Raw genomic sequence first — 17666 nt, 5'->3', positions numbered from 1 at the left:
ACCACCTCATGAACGATCGCTCACAACAGCTCTCCTTGCGCGAAAAGATCGGCTACAGCCTGGGCGACCTGGCGGCCAACCTGATCTTCCAGACGCTGGTCACCTTCCTGGCGTTCTTCTATACCGATGTGTTCCGCATCCCGGCGAGTGTGGCTGCCACCCTGATCTTCGTGGTGGGCATGCTCGGCGCGTTCGTGTTCACGCCCATTGTCGGCATCCTGGCCGACCGCACCCGCACGCGCTGGGGCAAGTTCCGCCCATGGATCCTGTGGACGGCAGTGCCGTTCGGTGCCTTGTCGCTGGCCGCGTTCAACACACCCGCACTCGGCGAGCAGGGCAAGATCGCCTACGCCTTCGCCACCTACACGCTGCTGATGCTGGTGTACGTGGCCAACAACCTGCCGTACTCGGCGTTGAGCGGCGTGCTCACCGGCAGCATGGAGCAGCGCAACAGCCTGTCGGCGTACCGCTTCCTGGCGGTGACGTTTGCACAGTTCATCATCCAGGTGTTGTTGCTGCCGCTGGTGCTGATCCTGGGCAATGGCGACAAGGCACAGGGCTTTCGCAACACCATGGCGCTGTTCGCCGCCGTCGGCACGCTGTGCTTTTTGATCACCTTCTTCACCACCCGCGAGCGCGTGCTGCCGATCAGCGAACAACGCAGCAGCGTGCGCCAGGACCTCACCGATCTGGTCCGCAACAAACCCTGGCTGGTAATGCTGTCGCTGACCATCCTGGTCTTCATCAATCTCGCCATGAAGGGCGGGATGTACATCTACTACTTCAAGTACACCCTCGACGCGAACGCGTTGACGCTGTTCCTCGACAACGCCGGCTTCAACCGCTTCATCGCTGCGATCAACAGCATGCTTACCGGCGCCGGCCTGAGCGCGCTGCAATGGCCGCAGAACGCACCCACCTCGGCCTTCAGCGTGTTCAGCGCCGGCGGCATCCTGGCGATGATCGTGGGCATCGGCTTCTCCAAGCGGCTGGCCGATCGCTACGGCAAGCGCAACGTGTTCGGCGGCGCGCTGCTAATCTCCACGCTGTTCCTGCTGGCGTTCTACGTGTATCCGCCGACTGCGATTGCCTGGGTGTTCGCCTCCTACGTGCTGCACGGCTTCTTCTACGGCATCACCATCCCGCTGCTGTGGGCGATGATCGCCGACGTGGCCGATTACTCGGAATGGAAGAACCACCGCCGCGCTACCGCGATCATCTTCTCGGCGATGCTGTGCGGCCTGAAGATAGGCCTGAGCGTCGGCGGCGCGCTGGTCGCCGGCATCCTGGCGTTCTATGGCTACGACGCGGCCCTGCCGCTGCAAAGCGATGCCGTGACAAACGGCATTCGTCTGGCCATCAGCGTGTATGCGTCCATCCCGTTCCTGCTCGGCACCGCGTTGCTGGCGCTGTACGAGATCGACAAGCCGCTGGAAACCCGCATCGAACACGAGCTGGGCCTGCGCCGACGCAGCGCCGCGCTCGCCACCAGTTGACGCCCTCTTCCTCCCACCTCATGCACAGGTACGCGCATGTCCGATGAACTGCACACCGCTGCACTGCAGGCGCTGGCGCGCACCGCCATTTCCGCACCGCTGGTCACCCACCTCTATACCGCCGACCCTTCCGCACACGTGTTCGACGGCGCCTTGTACATCTACCCCTCGCACGACATCGATGCCGGCGTTGCCTTCAGCGACGACGGCTCGCACTTCGACATGGCCGACTACCACGTCTTCCGCATGGCCCATCCCGGTGCACCGGTGGAAGACCTCGGGCAAGTGCTGCACGTGCGCGACGTGCCGTGGGCACAGCGCCAGATGTGGGCACCGGATGCCGCGCAGCGCGACGGCAAGACCTATCTGTATTTTCCCGCCAAGCGGGCCGACGGCATCTTCCAGATCGGCGTGGCGGTCGGCGATGGCCCGCAAGGCCCGTTCGTCGCCGCAGCCGAACCCATCGCCGGCACCTACTCGATCGACCCGGCAGTATTTGCCGACCACGACGGCGCACATTACCTGTACTTTGGCGGCATCTGGGGCGGCCAGCTGCAGCAGTACCGCGACAACGTCTATGCGCCGGACCATCAGGAACCGGGCGACGACGCGCCCGCACTCGGCCCGCGCGTCGCCCGCCTGCGCGAGGACATGACGCAACTGGCCGAACCCACCCGCGAGATCATCATCCTCGACGAACACGGCACCCCGCTACGCGCAGGCGACCACGCCCGCCGCTTCTTCGAAGGGCCCTGGGTCCACCACCATGCCGGCCGCTATTACCTGTCGTATTCCACCGGCGACACCCACCGCATCTGCTACGCCACCAGCGATACCCCGTACGGGCCATTCGCCTACCAGGGCGTGCTGCTCGCACCGGTGGTCGGCTGGACCACGCATCACTCCATCTGCCTGTTCGACGGCCAGTGGTATCTGTTCTATCACGATGCTGTCTTGTCGGGCGGGCAGACGCATCTGCGCAGCATCAAGATGGCACCGCTGGAACACGACGCGGATGGAAGGATCGCGACGATTCATCCATATGGGGAAGACGCGGTATCGCCCTGGTGAATGCCGTCGGGCTACCGACTGCCGAAACTCCGACCAGTCAGTCATGGCTCGACCGCCGGCACTGAACGGCACGTCCTGTCACCGTTGCGCTTTCAAAGCGCGTCGTAATCCTCGTTGCGGCTGATCGTCGACCCGGCGCTCACCACTCCGTGATCGCGCGTTTCCTGGCATGCGCAAGGCGTCGGCCTGGCGCTTCAACACCGCCATGACATGTCGAGCGTTACGGTCGTGCCGCTGGCACACCACGCCAGCGTGCACTCAGTCCGGAACTGCATCGCATGGGGTTGCATCCGGACGCACAGCAACGCCGTAGGTCTATCTACGGGTTCTTTCTGGTGGAGGTTGCCATGCGAGGTGGTTCGATGCTGTTGTTGCTGACGCTAGCGGTCTACGGGAGTGCAAGTGGGAGCGAGTCGCGTGCCGCCCTGCCCCGCGCAGACAGCGTCGACGTGCCGCGCTTCATGGGCGACTGGTACGTCATCGCGCATATTCCCACCCGGCCGGAGCGCAAGGCCTATGATGCCGTGGAGCGCTATGCGCTGCGGCCGGATGGCCGCATCCAGACCACCTTCACCTACCGCAAGGGCAGCTTCCAGGAGCCGCTCAAGTCCATGCATCCGATCGGCCGGGTGGCGAAGGAAGGCAATGGTGCGCTATGGAGCATGCAGTTCTTCTGGCCGTTCAAGGCCGAATACGTGATCGCCTGGCGGGATGCGGCGTATGCGCAGACCATCGTGGCGCGCAGCAAGCGCGATTACGTCTGGTACATGGCGCGTACCCCGCAGGTGTCCGATGCCGACTATCAGCAGGCTGTCCAACGCATCGCCGCCATGGGCTATGACGTGTCAAAGCTGCGCCGCGTACCGCAGTCGCAGCGCTGATGCGGTGGCGTCGTGACTCGGAAAAAACTGTAACGAGCTCAGCGATGCAGTGACTGCATCGCCGGCTCTCGCACACGGGCTGCGTCAGGCGTCCTTGTCATCCACGGAAAACTCCCAGCCGTCATTCAGGCCCCCCAGGGGCTTGGCCTCCACGGCCAGCTCCTCCTCGAATGCCGAAATCGCCTTGTGCGACGGCACCATGGTCGGATACACCGTCACGTCCATCGGAAACGCGGTGTTTTCCGGATAGTGGCAACAACGCACCTTTTGCTCGAAGCGCAGCAGCATCACCGAGAACTCCAGTGCCGACTCCTTCGTGGGGAAGACCACGGAGAACGCAATCTCGCGCGGCTTCGACAGGTCCACGCCTTGCTGGGCAATGTGCCAGAGGGTGTTGCCGTTATCGTCGTTGGGATACAGGTCCGGGTGTCGTTGCATGAGAGCTTCAATGTCTTGCGGCCACTTGGCCGAGGGGAAATTCTAGCGCCGGGCTTGTGTGGTGCCAGTCATAACGGCTGGCCCGACATCGGATGGGTTCAAAATGCTCTTCGCGCCCACAATAGGTTTGACAGTCACAGCATTTTCCGTTTTATCCGCTGACGCATTCGATTTAATCAGGCATTCCGCGGCGCTTAAATATCCGGATATTTACTATCCACCTCCCCGCGACACGGCATCGATAGCCGAAACAGTGCAAGGTTCCAGGCCTGCATCTTGACTCATCCATGCGTCAGTAGCACACTCCTTCGAGGAGCGTAGCAACTCCGTAGACAGCGGTGCCACCCCCGTCAAGCGGTGGTTTTTTGTGCCTGATGTTCGGGCACATGCTCGGCGTCTCCACGCCGGGAGGGCGGCGAATACAACACCCGCAAGGGAAATAAGCCCGCCGACTGTCTGCGGTTGCTAACCTCCCGGCATCCCGCCGCATCGTGCGGCGGGAGCCTGTTCCGGAGGAGTGAGCATGGAGCAGTCTCTGTTCGGGTATTACCTGTTGCCGGAAAACGCGCAGCTTCGGTTGCTGCAAACGCGCGATCATTTGCGCTTTTTAGCGGCGCTGGTGTGCGCTAAGTATTCTGCAGACGCGTCTAACCCTCACAAAGTGACGGTGACACCGGACGCTTTGGAATTTTGCTTTGAGTTATTAGCAGAACAAATCGAACAGGTCCTGAAGCAAATCCAGCCCCCCTAATCTGCCATGCATGAAGCTTGGCCCGAGTCACCAGCGCAGCAAGAGTCTGTTCCTACTTACGCTTTGGCGGCGGCGGCTCATAGCCTCGAGTAGTTCTGTTGTCGTTTGCGTATCCCTCATCTTTGCGAGCTGGAGGGCGCTGGGGTTGTGGATTGCTTGGTGGTCGGCTGGGTGATTTTTTGTCTGTTATTTGGGTTCTCTCGTTCTGTGAGGTTCGTTTTAACAAATGCCGCCATAAAGCATATTCCAAGTAAAAACAGAACAGCTCCACTCCCGTTGAGCCAGCGGGTAAGCTGCGTGTAAAACCCTCCCGGAGGGTTGCAAAAAATGGTTCCATCGTCGCACTGCAATATTGCTCTACGTAATGCAAGCCGACTGACAAAAAAAGAACCAAGCATTGCCGACGTGCTTAGCGCCCATAATATCCAGGCTGCAACAAGCCAAGATGAGTTCTGAATCGGATTTTGGCCGACAATGTCTTTGACAAATGCGAAGGAAATTCCTAACGCGCCGCCAGATAAAGTAAGCACAGTCTTATCATAGTCTTCTTGAGCTTTTTGCTCGGCGACGACAAGCCACTGCCTGTATTCAGGATCTACCTCGTCGCGATTTGCGTCATCCCCTACGTCAGTCGCCATATATCTCGCCCTAGATCGAAGTTAATTTCTTTCAAAACTTTAAAATATGAAGGATTAATTGAGCCTAGAAACAATAATTTTTGATAACTACACAATTAAGCTTGTTTCTTTGCAACCGTTTAATGCGCACCCTTGGATACGAAGTAGGCACAGATGATAGTTGCAATTATGTTTAGCGCCACATTCCAAGAACTGGCGACAATAAATCTGACACCGTTTTTACGATTATCTTTCTTTTGCTGTGAAATCCTCTTCCTATCTCCAGAGGTAAATTCAAATACAACTCGGCTACCTTCCATTTCTGAGATCGCCTTGTATACTCGGCCGACCAGAATCCCAGATATTCTGCTCACGGGGCGAAGCGAATAAATGGATATGAATAGCGCAATTATGCTTAATCCAATTGGAGGATTTCCGGAATAATTGACATTAAACTTCCAATACAAGAACGAAGAAACCAACATCGCCCATGAAAAAAGAAGCCACTGATCAAGAAATACAACGACCAAGCTTTTTTTCTTCTTAATCTTGTACAGGAATGGCTCAATGAGCTCAGGCTCTTTCCTGCCCGAGTACCAATCACTTACGACGTTGATTAACTCTTTACTTATATGCGCATTAATGAAATCTACACGACAAAATGCTGGGCACGACATGACATCCACTTGATCAAGCTCATCGTGATTTCCCGCGCCAAGCATATGAAATAACTGCGATGGCTTCATCTCACGAGAAACTCGGAACAACAGGGTGTGTCGTTGGGGGTTTGCGAACTCTCGCACATTAACTAAAAAGTCCCACTTAACGACAATCTCTTCAATCTTTTCTGGCTCTACGAAGTTATGCTCTGAAAATTCTGCCCATGTTCCAAACTCACTAAGTTGGGAACCCTCGTAACCAATTTTTACTGTAGCAATTACCGCATCGATATCGTGGGTCGCCAGTTTTGCAGATATACAGTCATGCAATTCCAGAACATCCTGTTTGGAAATCTGGATGGCATCATTAAAAGTCTTAATACGTGAGTCTGGCTTTCCAGAGAAAAGGTAGAACAGTGACTTGAGGTGTTCTTTTGGAACGCGAGCAATGAGGTCGCCACCTGCGGGCTCGCCATTTTGATTGATTACCGTGTTCACATTTATCTCCCGATAGCATCCGTGGCGCCCTTTACTTTAATGCTCCTGTTTGAAAGTCGTAGGAACGAGGAAAATTTTTAGGCGACCCTTGTCTTTAGCAACACTCTAACTCAATCAGCAATCCCCAATTGCATCTAGCACGCGAAGTAAGTCGACGCGACGATATTTGCAACTAATACTCACGGCAGCCAAATCAAATTCATCAACTGCGGGTCCGCAGTGACCTTGACCAGTTTGCCGCTGGGGCCGAACTGCACCTGGTACTCGGAGAAGCTGTCGCGCCAGTAGCGCCACAGCGAGGCGTCCAGATTCGGGTTTTCGCTGCTGATCGGGTAGCCGACCGCCATCAGCACCTGTTCACGGGTCATGCCGCCGGTGAGCTTGCCGTCATTGATGGCCTGGCGGATCTTGGGCGGAAAGGTGGCCAGCTTGAGCTTGGGGTCGGCGGTGACGACATAGCGGGCGGCGAAGGCGGTGTTGTCCAGGTCGCGGCTGTAATCGTTGCCGATGGACTGCTTTTCGCCGGCGATCTTGAGGTTGACGCGGTTGCGGCCGAAGCCGGTGACGCTGACCGGGGTGCCTACGGGAAGCATGCGCTTGCCGTCTTCGGCGTAGTTGCTGTCGCTGATCCAGCTGCCGTCGGTGCGCAGGTTGCAGCACAAAAAGCCGTCGTACTTGGCGACGTCGGCGGCGCTGGCCAGGTTGGCGGCGGTGAGCAGGCTCAGGGCCAGCAGGGAAGAACGCAAACGCATCGTAAAGACTCCTTTCTCGACGGCCATGGCCGCGCGGCAATGATGGGATCAGGCGCGCCGCCGTTTCCCCAACGGCGCGCAGGCATTGTCGCAGCCCCGGGCGGCTTGGCAAGCACAGGTGACGCGGCCGGCCCGTGGTTGTGTATGCTCGGAGCCGTGGAAACTCTCTCACCCGCCGAGATCGCCGAGTTGCGACGCGCCCACCGCGCGTTGGACGAGGAGATCCAGCGCGTGCCCGCCAACATGGAGGACGAGCTGCAGATGAAGCGCCTGAAGAAGCGCAAGCTGCATCTCAAGGACTGCATCACACGGCTGGAAATGGAACTGGTGCCTGACGAGCCGGCGTGAGGCCATGCCTGCGGTTGCGTTCGCTTGGTTAAGGCCGTGCACTGATCGCCGCGTCTGCCTGCTGCGCGCGCCAACACCCCTGCGTAGGAGCGCACCTGGGCGCGATGAGGCGTTACCCGCACGGCCAGGCACGCTACGGCGCGCTCCTGCATTGGCGGTGAACAGATTGACTGGTGGGACGGAGACCGCGTGACATGCGAGTGGCGATGGGGTGCGGGGCAGGCCATCGCTGGTTGAGCCAAGCGTGGCGTTGGCGTGGCGCTGCGCGCACGTGAGCGCCTGACTGGGCGCCCGCAGACGTTGACCAACTCTCACTGCGTTTGCCCCCATCCGCCCTTCGGGCACCTTCCCCCGCGAGCGGGAGAAGGAAGCGCCAAGGCGAGCCAATCAGACTCCTGCGTGCAGCGCTCAGCCAGACTGCTGCGTACAGCGCTCAGCCGGCGCGCAACAGGATCTTGCCGCTGCGTCCGGCCTCGGCACTGGCGGCCGCCGCCTTGGCGGCATCGGCCAGATCGAACACCTCTTCCACCGGCAGTGCCAGGCTGCCGTCGAGCGCGGCCTTCAACAGCTCGCCGATCATGCGGCGCTTGTCCTCGGACTTGGTGGCGGCCATGACCTTGCTGCCCCAGAAGCCGCGCACGGTCGCCTGCTTGAAGATCACATCGCCACTGGCAATCTCCAGCGGGTCGCCGGTCATCGAGCCGAACGAGATCAACTCGCCGCCCTCGGCAAGCAGCCCCATCAGCTCGCCTGCCGCCTTGCCGGCGACCGAGTCGACCGCGCGCACGATCGGCGCATCGCCGGCCAGCGCGCGCACGTTGGCTTGCCAACCGTCTTGCGCGGTCGACACCGCATTGCCGATGCCCAATGCCTTGAGTTCGTCCACGCCGGCATCGCGACGCACCAGATTGATCACGTTGATGCCGCGTGCCGCCGCCAGCATGGCGACGGTCTTGCCTACCGCGCCGTTGGCCGTGTTCTGCACGATCCAATCGCCCTTGTTGACCTGCAGGAATTCGATCAGCATCAATGCACTCAACGGCATGGCGATGAGCTGGCAGCCGCGGTCGTCGTCCAGTGCATCGGGCAGCGGAACGACACCGGTTGCCTCGGCCAGAAAGTACTCGGCCCAGCTCTCGTGCACGCCGGCAGCAGCCACACGCTGGCCGACCTGCAGACCCTGGACGCCTTCGCCCAGCGCATCGATCACGCCCGACCCTTCGCTGCCGCCGATCGCCGGCAATGTGGGCTTGTAGCCGTAGTTGCCGCGCACCGTCCACAGGTCATGGTTATGGATGGGCGAACGCCGCATCGCGATGCGGACCTGACCCTTGCCGGGTTGCGGTGTGGGACGTTCGCCAAGTTCGAGCACCTTGGCCGGGTTGCCGAACTGGGTGTGGATGGCTGCGCGCATGCAAGTCTCCTGTCGGCCACGCCGGTGGTGCAACGCAGCCGATCACAATGAAAGAAACCGCGATGCTAACGGGAGCGCTGCAAGCGCCCGATGAAGCGAACGGAACCGTTATGTGAAGGCAGCCGGCGCCTCGTCCACAGACGCCTCGCCACGCGACCCACGCGCCCTGCAAGACGTGAAGGCATTCGCCAACGGCTTAGAGCATCCAGCAAAACGACTGTGCAGCCGCCAGGCGGGCGCGGCCGGTGCCCGGTACGGCATGTACCACGTGCGCTCTGGTTCCTGCGCGCCGTCCACACCCACCCGACGACTGCTCGCTACGTCTTGTCAGTCGCTCTTACTGCGGCGGCACCACCACGTCCGGCTTGGCCGCCGCCGGGCTGACGCGTTCGATGGTGTGGCGCAGTTCGCGGCCCAGGATGAACTTGGCGTCCTTGGCCCAGGCATCCAGGCGCTCGTCGAACATCAGCTTGCTGTTTTCGTCCGGCCACACCAGGCGCAACTCGCGCAATTTCTGGATGAAGCCGCGGAACAGGGTCTTGTCGAAGAACTCCGGCGCGGCCGGTGCATACAACAGGCTCAATCGCTGTGCGGCCTGCTGGCACAGGCTTTCCAGTTCGCCGGCGCCGAGCACGCCAGGGCCGTTCTTCACCAGCACCGAAATGGCGATGTAATAGCGCTCGAAGGCCTGTTGCAGCGAATGGCCGATCGCACGCAGGCGGAACACTTCGTCGGTCTGCCCGGTGTTGCGTGCCAGGATGCCGCCGTCGTCGTCGGTGACGTTGAGCAGCAGGCCTTCGCGCACGAACATGTCGATGGTCTGTTCGATGCGCTCGGCAAAGCGGTCTTCGCTCCACGGCAGGAACAGCTCGGCCTGCAGGAACGGGTATACCGTGCGGCCCAGGCGCAACAGACCGGCGCGGCTCATGCGGCGGTTGTTCTGGAAGCAGCACGCCACCCACGAGGAGGCGGTGAACAGGTGCAGCACGTTGTTGCGGAAGTAGCTCAGCAACACCGCGGTGTCGCCGCTGACGCTGAGCACGTCGCCCAGCGGATGCGACACGCGCGTGAGCACGTTGATCTCTTCGGCGTGGGTGATGATGCGCGCCGGCGTATGCGGGGTGACGGTGACGCGGTCCGAGTACGGCATTTCGGCCAGCAGCTTCTTGCAAAGCTCGATCTGCGCGATCAGGTCGGCTTCGCCCATCGCGTGCTTGGGCGTGGACAGCAAAGCCAGCGCCAGCAGGTTGATCGGATTGACGTCGGCGGCGCAGTTGATGCGGGTCTGGATCTGCGTGGACAGCATGTCCACCGCCGGTGCCAGCCAGGTGGGTTTTTCGTCTTCCGGCAGCGGCTGGCCGTCCCAATCGGGCGCGTGCTTGGCCAGCACGTCGTTGAGCGCAATCGGCTCGCCGAAATTCACCACCACCTGGCCGTAGTTCTGCTTGAGCACCTTGGGAATGGACCACAGCAGGCCCCAGATGGATTCCTTTTCCTTCGGCCGGCCGGTGAGCTCGTCCAGGTAGCTGTTGCCTTCCATCAACTTTTCGTAGCCGATGTACACCGGCTGGAATAGCACCGGCTTGCGCGGCTGGCGCAGATACGCGCGCAGCGTCATCGCGATCATGCCGCCCTTGGGCTGCAGCAAACGCCCGGTGCGCGAACGCCCGCCTTCGACGAAGTATTCGATGGAATAGCCGCCGGCCACCAACTGGGCGACGTATTCGCTGAGCACGGCCGAATACAGCGCGTTGCCCTTGATCGAGCGGCGGATGAAGAACGCGCCGCCCTTGCGCAACAACGTGCCCACCACCGGCAGGTTGAGGTTGATGCCGGCCACAATGTGCGGCGGCACGATGCCGCGTTCGTACAGCAGATAGCTCAGCAGCAGGTAGTCCATGTGGCTGCGGTGGCTGGGCACGTACACCACTTCGTGCCCGGGCGCGGCCTGTTTGAGCTTGTCCAGGTGATGCACCAGCACGCCGGCGTAGATGCGGTTCCACACGTGGGTCAGCAGGAAGCTGGCCGAGCGCACCACCGGGCTGGAATAGTCGGCGGCGATTTCCCAGGCGTAGGCATGTGCCTTGCGCCAGGCATCGACCGGCTTGGAGTTGTCGCGCTTGGCCTGGATGGCGATGGCTTCGCGTACCGACTCGGCGGCCAGCACCTGGTCCACCAGCAAGCGGCGGGTAGACAGGTCCGGGCCGATCACCGCTTCGCGGATGCGCCGGAAGTGCGTGCGCAACACGCGCTGCAACTTGCGCAAGGTGCGCTCGGGCGGCAGTCCTTCGGCCATGGTCTGGCGCAGCGAAATCGGCGGGGCGAAGCGCACGATGGTGGTGCGGCCGTTGAGCAAGACCGACAGCAGGCGGCGGAAGCGTCCGACCAGCGCCCAGTTTTCCGAGAACAGCACCGCGAACCAGCCGCTCTGCTTGTCCGGCGCGCGGCCGACGAAGATCGACACCGGCACCAGATGCACGTCCAGGTCGGCGCGCACGCGGTGGGCCTGCAGCAACTTGGCCAGCGAATCGGAATGGGTCTTGCCGCCACGCTGCTCGGGAATCAGCGAATTGCTGCTGCTGCGCCGTGAGAGCGCCAGGTAGGCACGCTTGCGTTCCAGCGGGTCGCCCGGCAACGGCACCAGCGGCGACGGCAGGCCGACTTCGCGACAGGCCTTGTCCAGAATCAGCGCATTGGACATGCCGTAGTCTTCCAGCACGTATACCACCGGGCGGCCGTCGTCGTAGCGACCGGGCTGGTCCGGCTCGATGGTCAGGCTCAGCCAGGGGTCTGCCAGGCGGCCGAGCAGGCGCGCCCACCAAGGGCGCTTGGCGCTGCGCGCAGCGGCAACGCCGGGGGCGATCGAGGGCGCAACTGCTGGCGGTACCGGCTCGGCGAGCGGCAATGCCGCCGTCGTGGCGCCGGTGGTGTCGGCTGCGGCAGTGCCGGGCGGGCTGGGCTGGCCGTCCGGGAACGGCAGGGGATTCTGTTCTGGCATCACGGTCATTATCGCCCAGCCGGGCGTTGCCCGGGGTCGGCAGGCTTCGCCGGCGCGGCCGCTGCGGTGTCGGGCACTGCAGCGGCGCTAGGTAAGGGCGCGGCCTGGGCATCGAGCAACGCCTGCACTTCGTTCTGGGTCTGCAGCTGGTACCAGTGGCCCTCGCGCTTGATCAGCGCGACGCTCAGATCGATATCGTGGGCGGCCAGCGGATAGCGCAGCCGGACCTGGGCGGTATCCGCATCCTGCTTGATCAAGCCGGTCCGCAGCGCGTCCAGGCTGCTGTCGATCGACAGGTCGTAGCGCTCCAGCACCTTCTTGCAGGTTTCCCAGAACGGCCCAAGCCGGCGCAGGCTTTCTTCCATGCCCAGCCGCTGCAGGTCGGCATCGGAAGTGATGCCGGTGGCGCGCGCGGCGGTCGCCAGGTCGGCGATGCTGGCCTTGGCGCGGGGGCGATCGGCCAGTGGCGCGGTGGCGGCCCACGCGCTCAAGGCGTCGACCAACTGCACGTAATGGGCGCGCTGCTCGGGCTGGTAGTCGTTGCGGCTACGTAAGTATTGCACGCCGAACTGGCCCAGCGATTGCGCCGCCTGCGCGATGCCCTGGGCCTGGCCGGCCAGCTGCGCATCGAAGGCCTGCTGCAGGCGGCGTTCGGCATCGGGCGCCGACAACGACCCGAGCAGCGCGCCGACTTCATTGGGCAGCGGCAGTTCGGTCAGCGGCCAACGGCTGGCACCGCTGCGCCAGGCCGCTTCCAGCTGGGTGTATTGCGCAGGCGTCACCCGGATACGGGCATACGCCACCAGATCATTGCGCCGCAGCGGCAGGGTCATCGCCTGCATCGCCGCGGCCGGCTCGGCCTTGGCGCCGGGCAGTGCTGGCGCGGTCTGGTTGCGCTGGCAGCCGCTCACGCACAGCGCGGCCAGCAGCAGCCACGCGGCGAAGTGGAACCGCCCTGCACGGACGGTAGGTAGCGACATGCGCACGATGTTCCCCCTGATCGATCGGCGCATCTTGCTGTCTGGAGGCATTGGCGGCAAGGCGGGCGCGAACCGTGCGCCGCGGTATGGTGTGCAGATGTTACGTTTTCGTAGTTCCTGGCACGTTGTCGACCAGTGTCCGACATTGGCTGCTGATGTCTTATTCGGACAAACTTGTCCAGCGAGCGGACGTCAACCCTTGCGCCGCTTGCGTTTGGCCCAATGCTGCGGCGCATCATGTAAGCGCTTGCAGTTCCTGCTAGCGTGCGCTGCATCTCGCTTGGGGGTCTTCATCAGATGGCGCTGATGTCATTCATGTGCCTGCGTGACACGGCCGCTTGGTGCCAGCACTCTGCGCGCCTCACCCCGGCGCGCGGCGCCACGCGCGTTGACCTGGAGAACGCCACAGCATGAGTCGGCCACGGTCCGAAGGCGGCAGCGTCACCATCAAGGACGTTGCGCGCGAAGCGCAGGTGTCGGTGGCGACGGTCTCGCGCACCATGAACGGGCATCAGCACGTGGCCGAATCGGTGCGCGAGCGGGTCTTGCAGGTGGCGCGTGCGCTCAATTACATCCCGCACCACGCCGCGCGCAGCCTCAGCAGCCGGCGCACCCACACCATCGGGGTGGTGCTGCCGGACCTGCATGGCGAATTCTTTTCCGAATTGATCCGCGGCATCGACCAGGTGGCGCGCGAGCAGGGCTACCACCTGCTGGTGTCCAGCTCGCACGGCGACCCGCAGGCGCAGCGCCGGGCACTGGAGCGCCTGCCCGGGCGCGTGGACGGGGTGGTGGTGATGTCGCCGTCGCTGGGCGATTCGGGCGTGCATGAAGACGCGCTGCCCGGCGGCCTGCCGGCAGTGCTGCTCAACTGCGCCGGCAGCGCCAGCGAGCGGCCCGTGCTCAATGTGGACAACTACGGCGGCGCGCGGGTCATGACCCGGCATCTGCGCGACAGTGGCCACCGCCGCATCGCCTTCATCGCCGGGCCGGACGACAACTTCGATGCGCATGAGCGCCTGCGCGGGTATCGCGACGAACTGGCGCTGGATCCGACCGCGCAGCCCTGGGTCTTGCCCGGCAATTTCGACGAAGAATCCGGTTACCGCGCCGGCCAGGCGCTGGCCCGGGACACGCGGCCCGACGCCGTGTTCGCCGCCAACGACATGATGGCCTTGGGCTGCCTGTTCGCGCTCGGCCATGCCGGGCTCAAGGTGCCGCAGGACATTGCGCTGGCCGGATTCGACGATGTGCCGATGGCGCGCTACGTGCTGCCTGCGCTCACCACGATGCGGGTGGATATCGCCGGCCTGGGCGCGCGCGCGTTGCAGTTGTTGCTGGGCCAACAGTTGGTCGATGCGCCTGCACCGCCTGCAGACGCTGCGCCGCCGGCGTTTTCGCAGATGGTTCCGGAGCTGATCGTGCGTGCCTCCAGCGCCGCCCGCGGCACGCCAGGCCATTGACGTCTATGCACTACGTCGCATCTTCACGAATTCTTTACGGTTTCTTATGTTTTTTATAACTCTAGCGTTGCCGCTACCGCTGCTCGTTCGTCCTTGAAATAACGCGTCACCCTGCGCCACGCCGACCACGCTGCCGGTACGCGCCTGACCCCTGGGAGGGGGAAGTCATGAAGACCTACCGTACCGTCTCCACCCTGCCGGCGCGCAGCCTGCTGTGCTGCGCCCTTGCCGCTTCGTTGCTGGCCGCCAGTCCGGCCATGGCCCAGTCCAGTAATGCCACCTTGCGCGGGCAAGTCGCCGCGTCCCAGGCAGGCACCACGGTGACCGCCACCAATGTCGCCACGGGCACCACGCGACGCGTGGCGACCGGGCCGGACGGCAGCTATGCCCTGGTTGGCCTGCCGCCGGGCACCTACAAGGTGGATGCCGGCCCGGGCACGGAGAAGACGGTGACCTTGTCGGTGGCCTCGTCGGTGAGCCTGAATCTGGGCGGTGGTGGCGAGGCGACAACGCCCGCCGATAGCACCGCCACCACCCTGGACACGGTCAAGGTCACCGCCACCTCGCTGCAGGAGGTCAAGACCTCCGAAGTGGGCACCAATGTGTCGCTCAAGCAGATCAACACGGTGCCGCAGCTGACGCGCAACTTCCTGGAGTTCGCCGACACCGTGCCCGGCATGCAGTTCGAGACCGACCCGAACGGCAACAGCCGCATCCGCGGTGGCGCGCAGGCCAGTTCGGCGGTCAACGTCTACATCGACGGCGTGGGCCAGAAGAGCTATCTGTTCGGCGGCGTCTCCGGCCAGGAGCAGAGCGCGGGCAACCCGTTCCCGCAGCTGGCGATCGGCGAATACAAGGTCATTACCTCCAACTACAAGGCCGAGTTCGACCAGGTGGGGTCGGCGGCGATCGTGGCCTCCACCAAGTCCGGCGGCAACGAGTTCCACGGCGAGATCTTCGGGCGCACCACCAATACCGATTTCCGCGCGCGTCAGGCCGACGAGCGCGCCGGTGCGCCCAATGCCGACGGCAGCAAGCGCCAGACCCACCAGGACGAATACGGCATGGCCTTCAGCGGGCCGATCGTCAAGGACAAGGCGCATTTCTTCGTCAGCTACGAAGGCAAGGGCTTCGAGGTGTCGGCCAACCCGGTCTCGGTGCCGGACAGCTTCAGCGCGCTGAGCGACGACCTGCCGGCCGGCGTGCAGAGCCGCCTGGGTTCGGTCACCCGTCCGTTCAAGGAAGACCTGTACTTCGGCAAGATCGACTGGGACGTGGGCGAGAACGATCGCCTGGAATTGACCGCCAAGTACCGCGACGAGAAGAGCCGCGACGACGTGGGCGACCGCAACACCGCCATCGCCGGCAAGAACAACCTCAACACCGAAGAACGCTACGACCTGCGCTGGCAGCATTTCGGCGAACGTTACGTCAACGAGGCGCGTGTCTCCTACGAAGACGTGCTGTTCAACCCCAATGCCTTCACCCTGGGCAACCAGAATATCTATACCCGCGGCGTGGCCGAAGACGATGTGCTGATCCGCGACAACGCCACCAGCGGCCTGGCGATCCAGCGCAAGGGACAGAAAGGCCCGAGCTTCCAGAACGACCTGACCTTCAACAGCATCGACTGGCACGGCAGCCACGTCATCAAGATGGGCGTGAAGTACAAGGAAGTGGAGCTGACCCAGAGCGAAAACTCGGCGGTCAATCCGTCGTTCTACTACGCGGTGGCCGATGGCCTGGGAACCTCGGCGATTCCGTACCAGGTGAAGTTCAATCTGCCGTTTGCCGGTGCGGCGCCGTCGGTGACGACCAAGAGCAAGCAGCTGGGCCTGTACATCCAGGACGATTGGGACGTCAACGACAAGCTGCAGTTGAACCTGGGCGTGCGCTGGGATGGCGAGAAGATTCCATCCTACCTGGACAACGTGACCCCGCCGGAAGTGGTGGCGGCCTTGAACGGTCCCGGCACCGACCCGACGGTGAGCGCCACCTACGCCGAGCAGCTGGCCAAGGGCGGCGTCAACATCAACGACTACATCAGCAACGGCCATAACCGTAAGCAAGACAACAACAACTTCGCGCCACGCCTGGGCTTCTCCTACGATTTCCGCGGCGACGAATCGCTGGTGTTGTTCGGCGGTGCCGGGCGCAGCTACGACCGCAACCTGTTCGACATCCTGGGGCTGGAGCAGGTCAAGTCGGCACTGGCGCAGTACACGCTGCGCTTTGCCGAAGCCGCGCCAGGTTGCACGCCGGCGCCGGGCACCTGCATCAACTGGAACCCGGCCTACCTCAGCGATCCGGCAAGCCTCGGCAGCCTGGTCAACTCGGGCGTGCGCAACGGCGAGATCGACCTGCTCAACAACGATCTGAAAACGCCTTATTCCGACCAGTATTCGCTGGGCCTGCGCACGCGGCTGGGCGAGTGGAACACCTCGGCCACGCTGTCCTACATCCATAGCAAGGACGGTCTGATCCTCACCTTGGGTAACCGCTATCCCAATGGCGATTTCTTCCAGAATGGCGGCCAGCCGTGGAACGAGAATCCGCCGGGCTTCGGTTCGCTGCTGATTGGCAACAACGGCGTGGAAACCAAGACCGGCCAGTTGCTGCTGTCGGCAGACAAGCCCTATACCCAGGAAAGCGGCTGGGGGCTGACGGCGGCCTACACGTTCTCGCGCGCGCGCGGCAACCGCGGCAACGACGATCGCTACGGGTTCGATGCGGCCACCATCGCCGACTACCCGTTCCTGGATCTGAACGCAGTGCCGCGCCACCGCCTGGTGCTGACCGGCATCTACGATTTGTTCTGGGGCATCAGCGCCTCGGCCAAGCTGACCCTGGCCACGGTGCCGCCGCGCAATGAGGCGGTGTCCTACGACCAGTACGGCGGCCAGCCGTCGGAGAACATCCGCATCGTCTCGGTGGATGCACCGGGCGGCAAGTTCATCGCCGGCGGCGACATCTTCGGCACGCGGCAGCTGGATCTGTCGCTGTCCAAGGACATGCATGTCACCGAAGCGTTGACCGTGCAGGTGCGCGGGGATCTGATCAATGCGCTCAACTTCCGCAACTACGACCAGTACGCCATCGACTGGGGCCAGGACGGCGTCTACAACCCGCGTGCCAGCATCAACCAGTACGGTGCGCTGTCCACCTCGCCGCGGACGCTGTTCCTGAGCGCACGCATCATCTGGTAAGTCGCTAGCAGCGCCAGCGTCGCCAGCGATGCCAGCACAGGGACGCCGCCTGTGCTGGCCATCGTGCACGGCACCAATCCTGGTGCATCGTTGG

The 17666-nt window shown here is 62.8% G+C and carries 14 protein-coding genes and 1 other RNA gene; 8 read left to right on the top strand and 7 right to left on the bottom strand.

Features of this window, described 5'->3' with window-relative positions:
- Positions 1 to 8 precede the first annotated feature (8 nt).
- From ACCQ03_RS00965 to ACCQ03_RS00955, 3 genes are all read left to right on the top strand, one after another.
- Positions 9 to 1496, top strand: a complete 1488-nt coding sequence (locus ACCQ03_RS00965) for an MFS transporter (protein WP_209227980.1) — start codon at positions 9 to 11, stop codon at positions 1494 to 1496.
- 36 nt (positions 1497 to 1532) lie between these two features.
- Positions 1533 to 2567, top strand: coding sequence for a glycoside hydrolase family 43 protein (locus ACCQ03_RS00960; RefSeq protein WP_104590369.1), 1035 nt, complete (start codon positions 1533 to 1535; stop codon positions 2565 to 2567).
- 347 nt (positions 2568 to 2914) lie between these two features.
- Positions 2915 to 3448 carry a lipocalin family protein gene (locus tag ACCQ03_RS00955; RefSeq protein ID WP_209227483.1) on the top strand — a complete coding sequence of 178 codons (534 nt, stop codon included), beginning with the start codon at positions 2915 to 2917 and terminating at the stop codon, positions 3446 to 3448.
- Positions 3449 to 3532: 84 nt separating this feature from the next.
- Here the strand turns inward: ACCQ03_RS00955 and ACCQ03_RS00950 are convergent, their stop codons facing one another.
- On the bottom strand, positions 3533 to 3886 hold the full coding sequence (locus ACCQ03_RS00950) for a ribonuclease E inhibitor RraB (RefSeq protein WP_024937634.1): 354 nt from the start codon (positions 3884 to 3886) through the stop codon (positions 3533 to 3535).
- 523 nt (positions 3887 to 4409) lie between these two features.
- Here ACCQ03_RS00950 and ACCQ03_RS00945 point away from each other — a divergent pair.
- A complete protein-coding gene (locus ACCQ03_RS00945; protein WP_029820797.1) occupies positions 4410 to 4637 on the top strand; it encodes an XAC0095 family protein in 228 nt (75 codons plus the stop codon).
- 116 nt (positions 4638 to 4753) lie between these two features.
- Here ACCQ03_RS00945 and ACCQ03_RS00940 read toward each other — a convergent pair whose 3' ends face one another.
- The 3 genes from ACCQ03_RS00940 to ACCQ03_RS00930 all read right to left on the bottom strand — a co-directional run bounded on the left by ACCQ03_RS00940 (position 4754) and on the right by ACCQ03_RS00930 (position 7163).
- On the bottom strand, positions 4754 to 5275 hold the full coding sequence (locus tag ACCQ03_RS00940) for a hypothetical protein (RefSeq protein WP_209227464.1): 522 nt from the start codon (positions 5273 to 5275) through the stop codon (positions 4754 to 4756).
- Between the two features lie 119 nt (positions 5276 to 5394).
- A complete protein-coding gene (locus tag ACCQ03_RS00935; RefSeq protein WP_209227463.1) occupies positions 5395 to 6411 on the bottom strand; it encodes a hypothetical protein in 1017 nt (338 codons plus the stop codon).
- Positions 6412 to 6590: 179 nt separating this feature from the next.
- Positions 6591 to 7163, bottom strand: a complete 573-nt coding sequence (locus ACCQ03_RS00930; RefSeq protein ID WP_102584112.1) for a hypothetical protein — start codon at positions 7161 to 7163, stop codon at positions 6591 to 6593.
- A gap of 156 nt (positions 7164 to 7319) precedes the next feature.
- Between ACCQ03_RS00930 and ACCQ03_RS00925 the strand changes: the two genes are divergently transcribed.
- The gene (locus ACCQ03_RS00925) at positions 7320 to 7511 is read left to right on the top strand and encodes a YdcH family protein (protein WP_209227462.1); all 192 of its coding nucleotides are present in this window, start codon (positions 7320 to 7322) and stop codon (positions 7509 to 7511) included.
- 433 nt (positions 7512 to 7944) lie between these two features.
- On the opposite strand, the gene ACCQ03_RS00920 is transcribed toward ACCQ03_RS00925, so the two are convergent.
- Positions 7945 to 8925, bottom strand: a complete 981-nt coding sequence (locus ACCQ03_RS00920; protein ID WP_209227460.1) for a zinc-binding dehydrogenase — start codon at positions 8923 to 8925, stop codon at positions 7945 to 7947.
- A gap of 259 nt (positions 8926 to 9184) precedes the next feature.
- On the opposite strand from ACCQ03_RS00920, the gene ACCQ03_RS00915 reads away from it, so the two are divergent.
- Positions 9185 to 9258, top strand: a non-coding RNA gene (locus ACCQ03_RS00915) — sX9 sRNA.
- A gap of 4 nt (positions 9259 to 9262) precedes the next feature.
- Here the strand turns inward: ACCQ03_RS00915 and plsB are convergent.
- Positions 9263 to 11932, bottom strand: a complete 2670-nt coding sequence (gene plsB / locus ACCQ03_RS00910; protein ID WP_057678855.1) for a glycerol-3-phosphate 1-O-acyltransferase PlsB — start codon at positions 11930 to 11932, stop codon at positions 9263 to 9265.
- Positions 11932 to 12903, bottom strand: coding sequence for a hypothetical protein (locus ACCQ03_RS00905; protein WP_057687072.1), 972 nt, complete (start codon positions 12901 to 12903; stop codon positions 11932 to 11934). The genes plsB and ACCQ03_RS00905 overlap by 1 nt, the downstream gene beginning before the upstream one ends.
- A gap of 410 nt (positions 12904 to 13313) precedes the next feature.
- On the opposite strand from ACCQ03_RS00905, the gene ACCQ03_RS00900 reads away from it, so the two are divergent.
- Positions 13314 to 14366, top strand: a complete 1053-nt coding sequence (locus ACCQ03_RS00900) for a LacI family DNA-binding transcriptional regulator (RefSeq protein WP_209227458.1) — start codon at positions 13314 to 13316, stop codon at positions 14364 to 14366.
- Between the two features lie 167 nt (positions 14367 to 14533).
- Positions 14534 to 17572: a TonB-dependent receptor gene (locus ACCQ03_RS00895; protein ID WP_209227456.1), complete on the top strand. Its 3039-nt coding sequence runs from the start codon at positions 14534 to 14536 to the stop codon at positions 17570 to 17572.
- Positions 17573 to 17666 lie beyond the last annotated feature (94 nt).

This window comes from Xanthomonas sp. NCPPB 3569 (assembly GCF_041475645.2).
Lineage (GTDB): Bacteria > Pseudomonadota > Gammaproteobacteria > Xanthomonadales > Xanthomonadaceae > Xanthomonas > Xanthomonas phaseoli.
This window is presented reverse-complemented; position numbering and strand designations above follow the sequence as displayed.

Excerpts from the sequence above, each read along its gene's own strand:
- ACCQ03_RS00965 (WP_209227980.1), top strand. The coding sequence starts at position 9 with ATGAACGATCGCTCACAACAGCTCTCCTTGCGCGAAAAGATCGGCTAC.
- ACCQ03_RS00960 (WP_104590369.1), top strand. The coding sequence starts at position 1,533 with ATGTCCGATGAACTGCACACCGCTGCACTGCAGGCGCTGGCGCGCACC.
- ACCQ03_RS00955 (WP_209227483.1), top strand. The coding sequence starts at position 2,915 with ATGCGAGGTGGTTCGATGCTGTTGTTGCTGACGCTAGCGGTCTACGGG.
- ACCQ03_RS00950 (WP_024937634.1), bottom strand. The coding sequence starts at position 3,886 with ATGCAACGACACCCGGACCTGTATCCCAACGACGATAACGGCAACACC.
- ACCQ03_RS00945 (WP_029820797.1), top strand. The coding sequence starts at position 4,410 with ATGGAGCAGTCTCTGTTCGGGTATTACCTGTTGCCGGAAAACGCGCAG.
- ACCQ03_RS00940 (WP_209227464.1), bottom strand. The coding sequence starts at position 5,275 with ATGGCGACTGACGTAGGGGATGACGCAAATCGCGACGAGGTAGATCCT.
- ACCQ03_RS00930 (WP_102584112.1), bottom strand. The coding sequence starts at position 7,163 with ATGCGTTTGCGTTCTTCCCTGCTGGCCCTGAGCCTGCTCACCGCCGCC.
- ACCQ03_RS00920 (WP_209227460.1), bottom strand. The coding sequence starts at position 8,925 with ATGCGCGCAGCCATCCACACCCAGTTCGGCAACCCGGCCAAGGTGCTC.
- plsB (WP_057678855.1), bottom strand. The coding sequence starts at position 11,932 with ATGACCGTGATGCCAGAACAGAATCCCCTGCCGTTCCCGGACGGCCAG.
- ACCQ03_RS00905 (WP_057687072.1), bottom strand. The coding sequence starts at position 12,903 with ATGTCGCTACCTACCGTCCGTGCAGGGCGGTTCCACTTCGCCGCGTGG.
- ACCQ03_RS00900 (WP_209227458.1), top strand. The coding sequence starts at position 13,314 with ATGAGTCGGCCACGGTCCGAAGGCGGCAGCGTCACCATCAAGGACGTT.
- ACCQ03_RS00895 (WP_209227456.1), top strand. The coding sequence starts at position 14,534 with ATGAAGACCTACCGTACCGTCTCCACCCTGCCGGCGCGCAGCCTGCTG.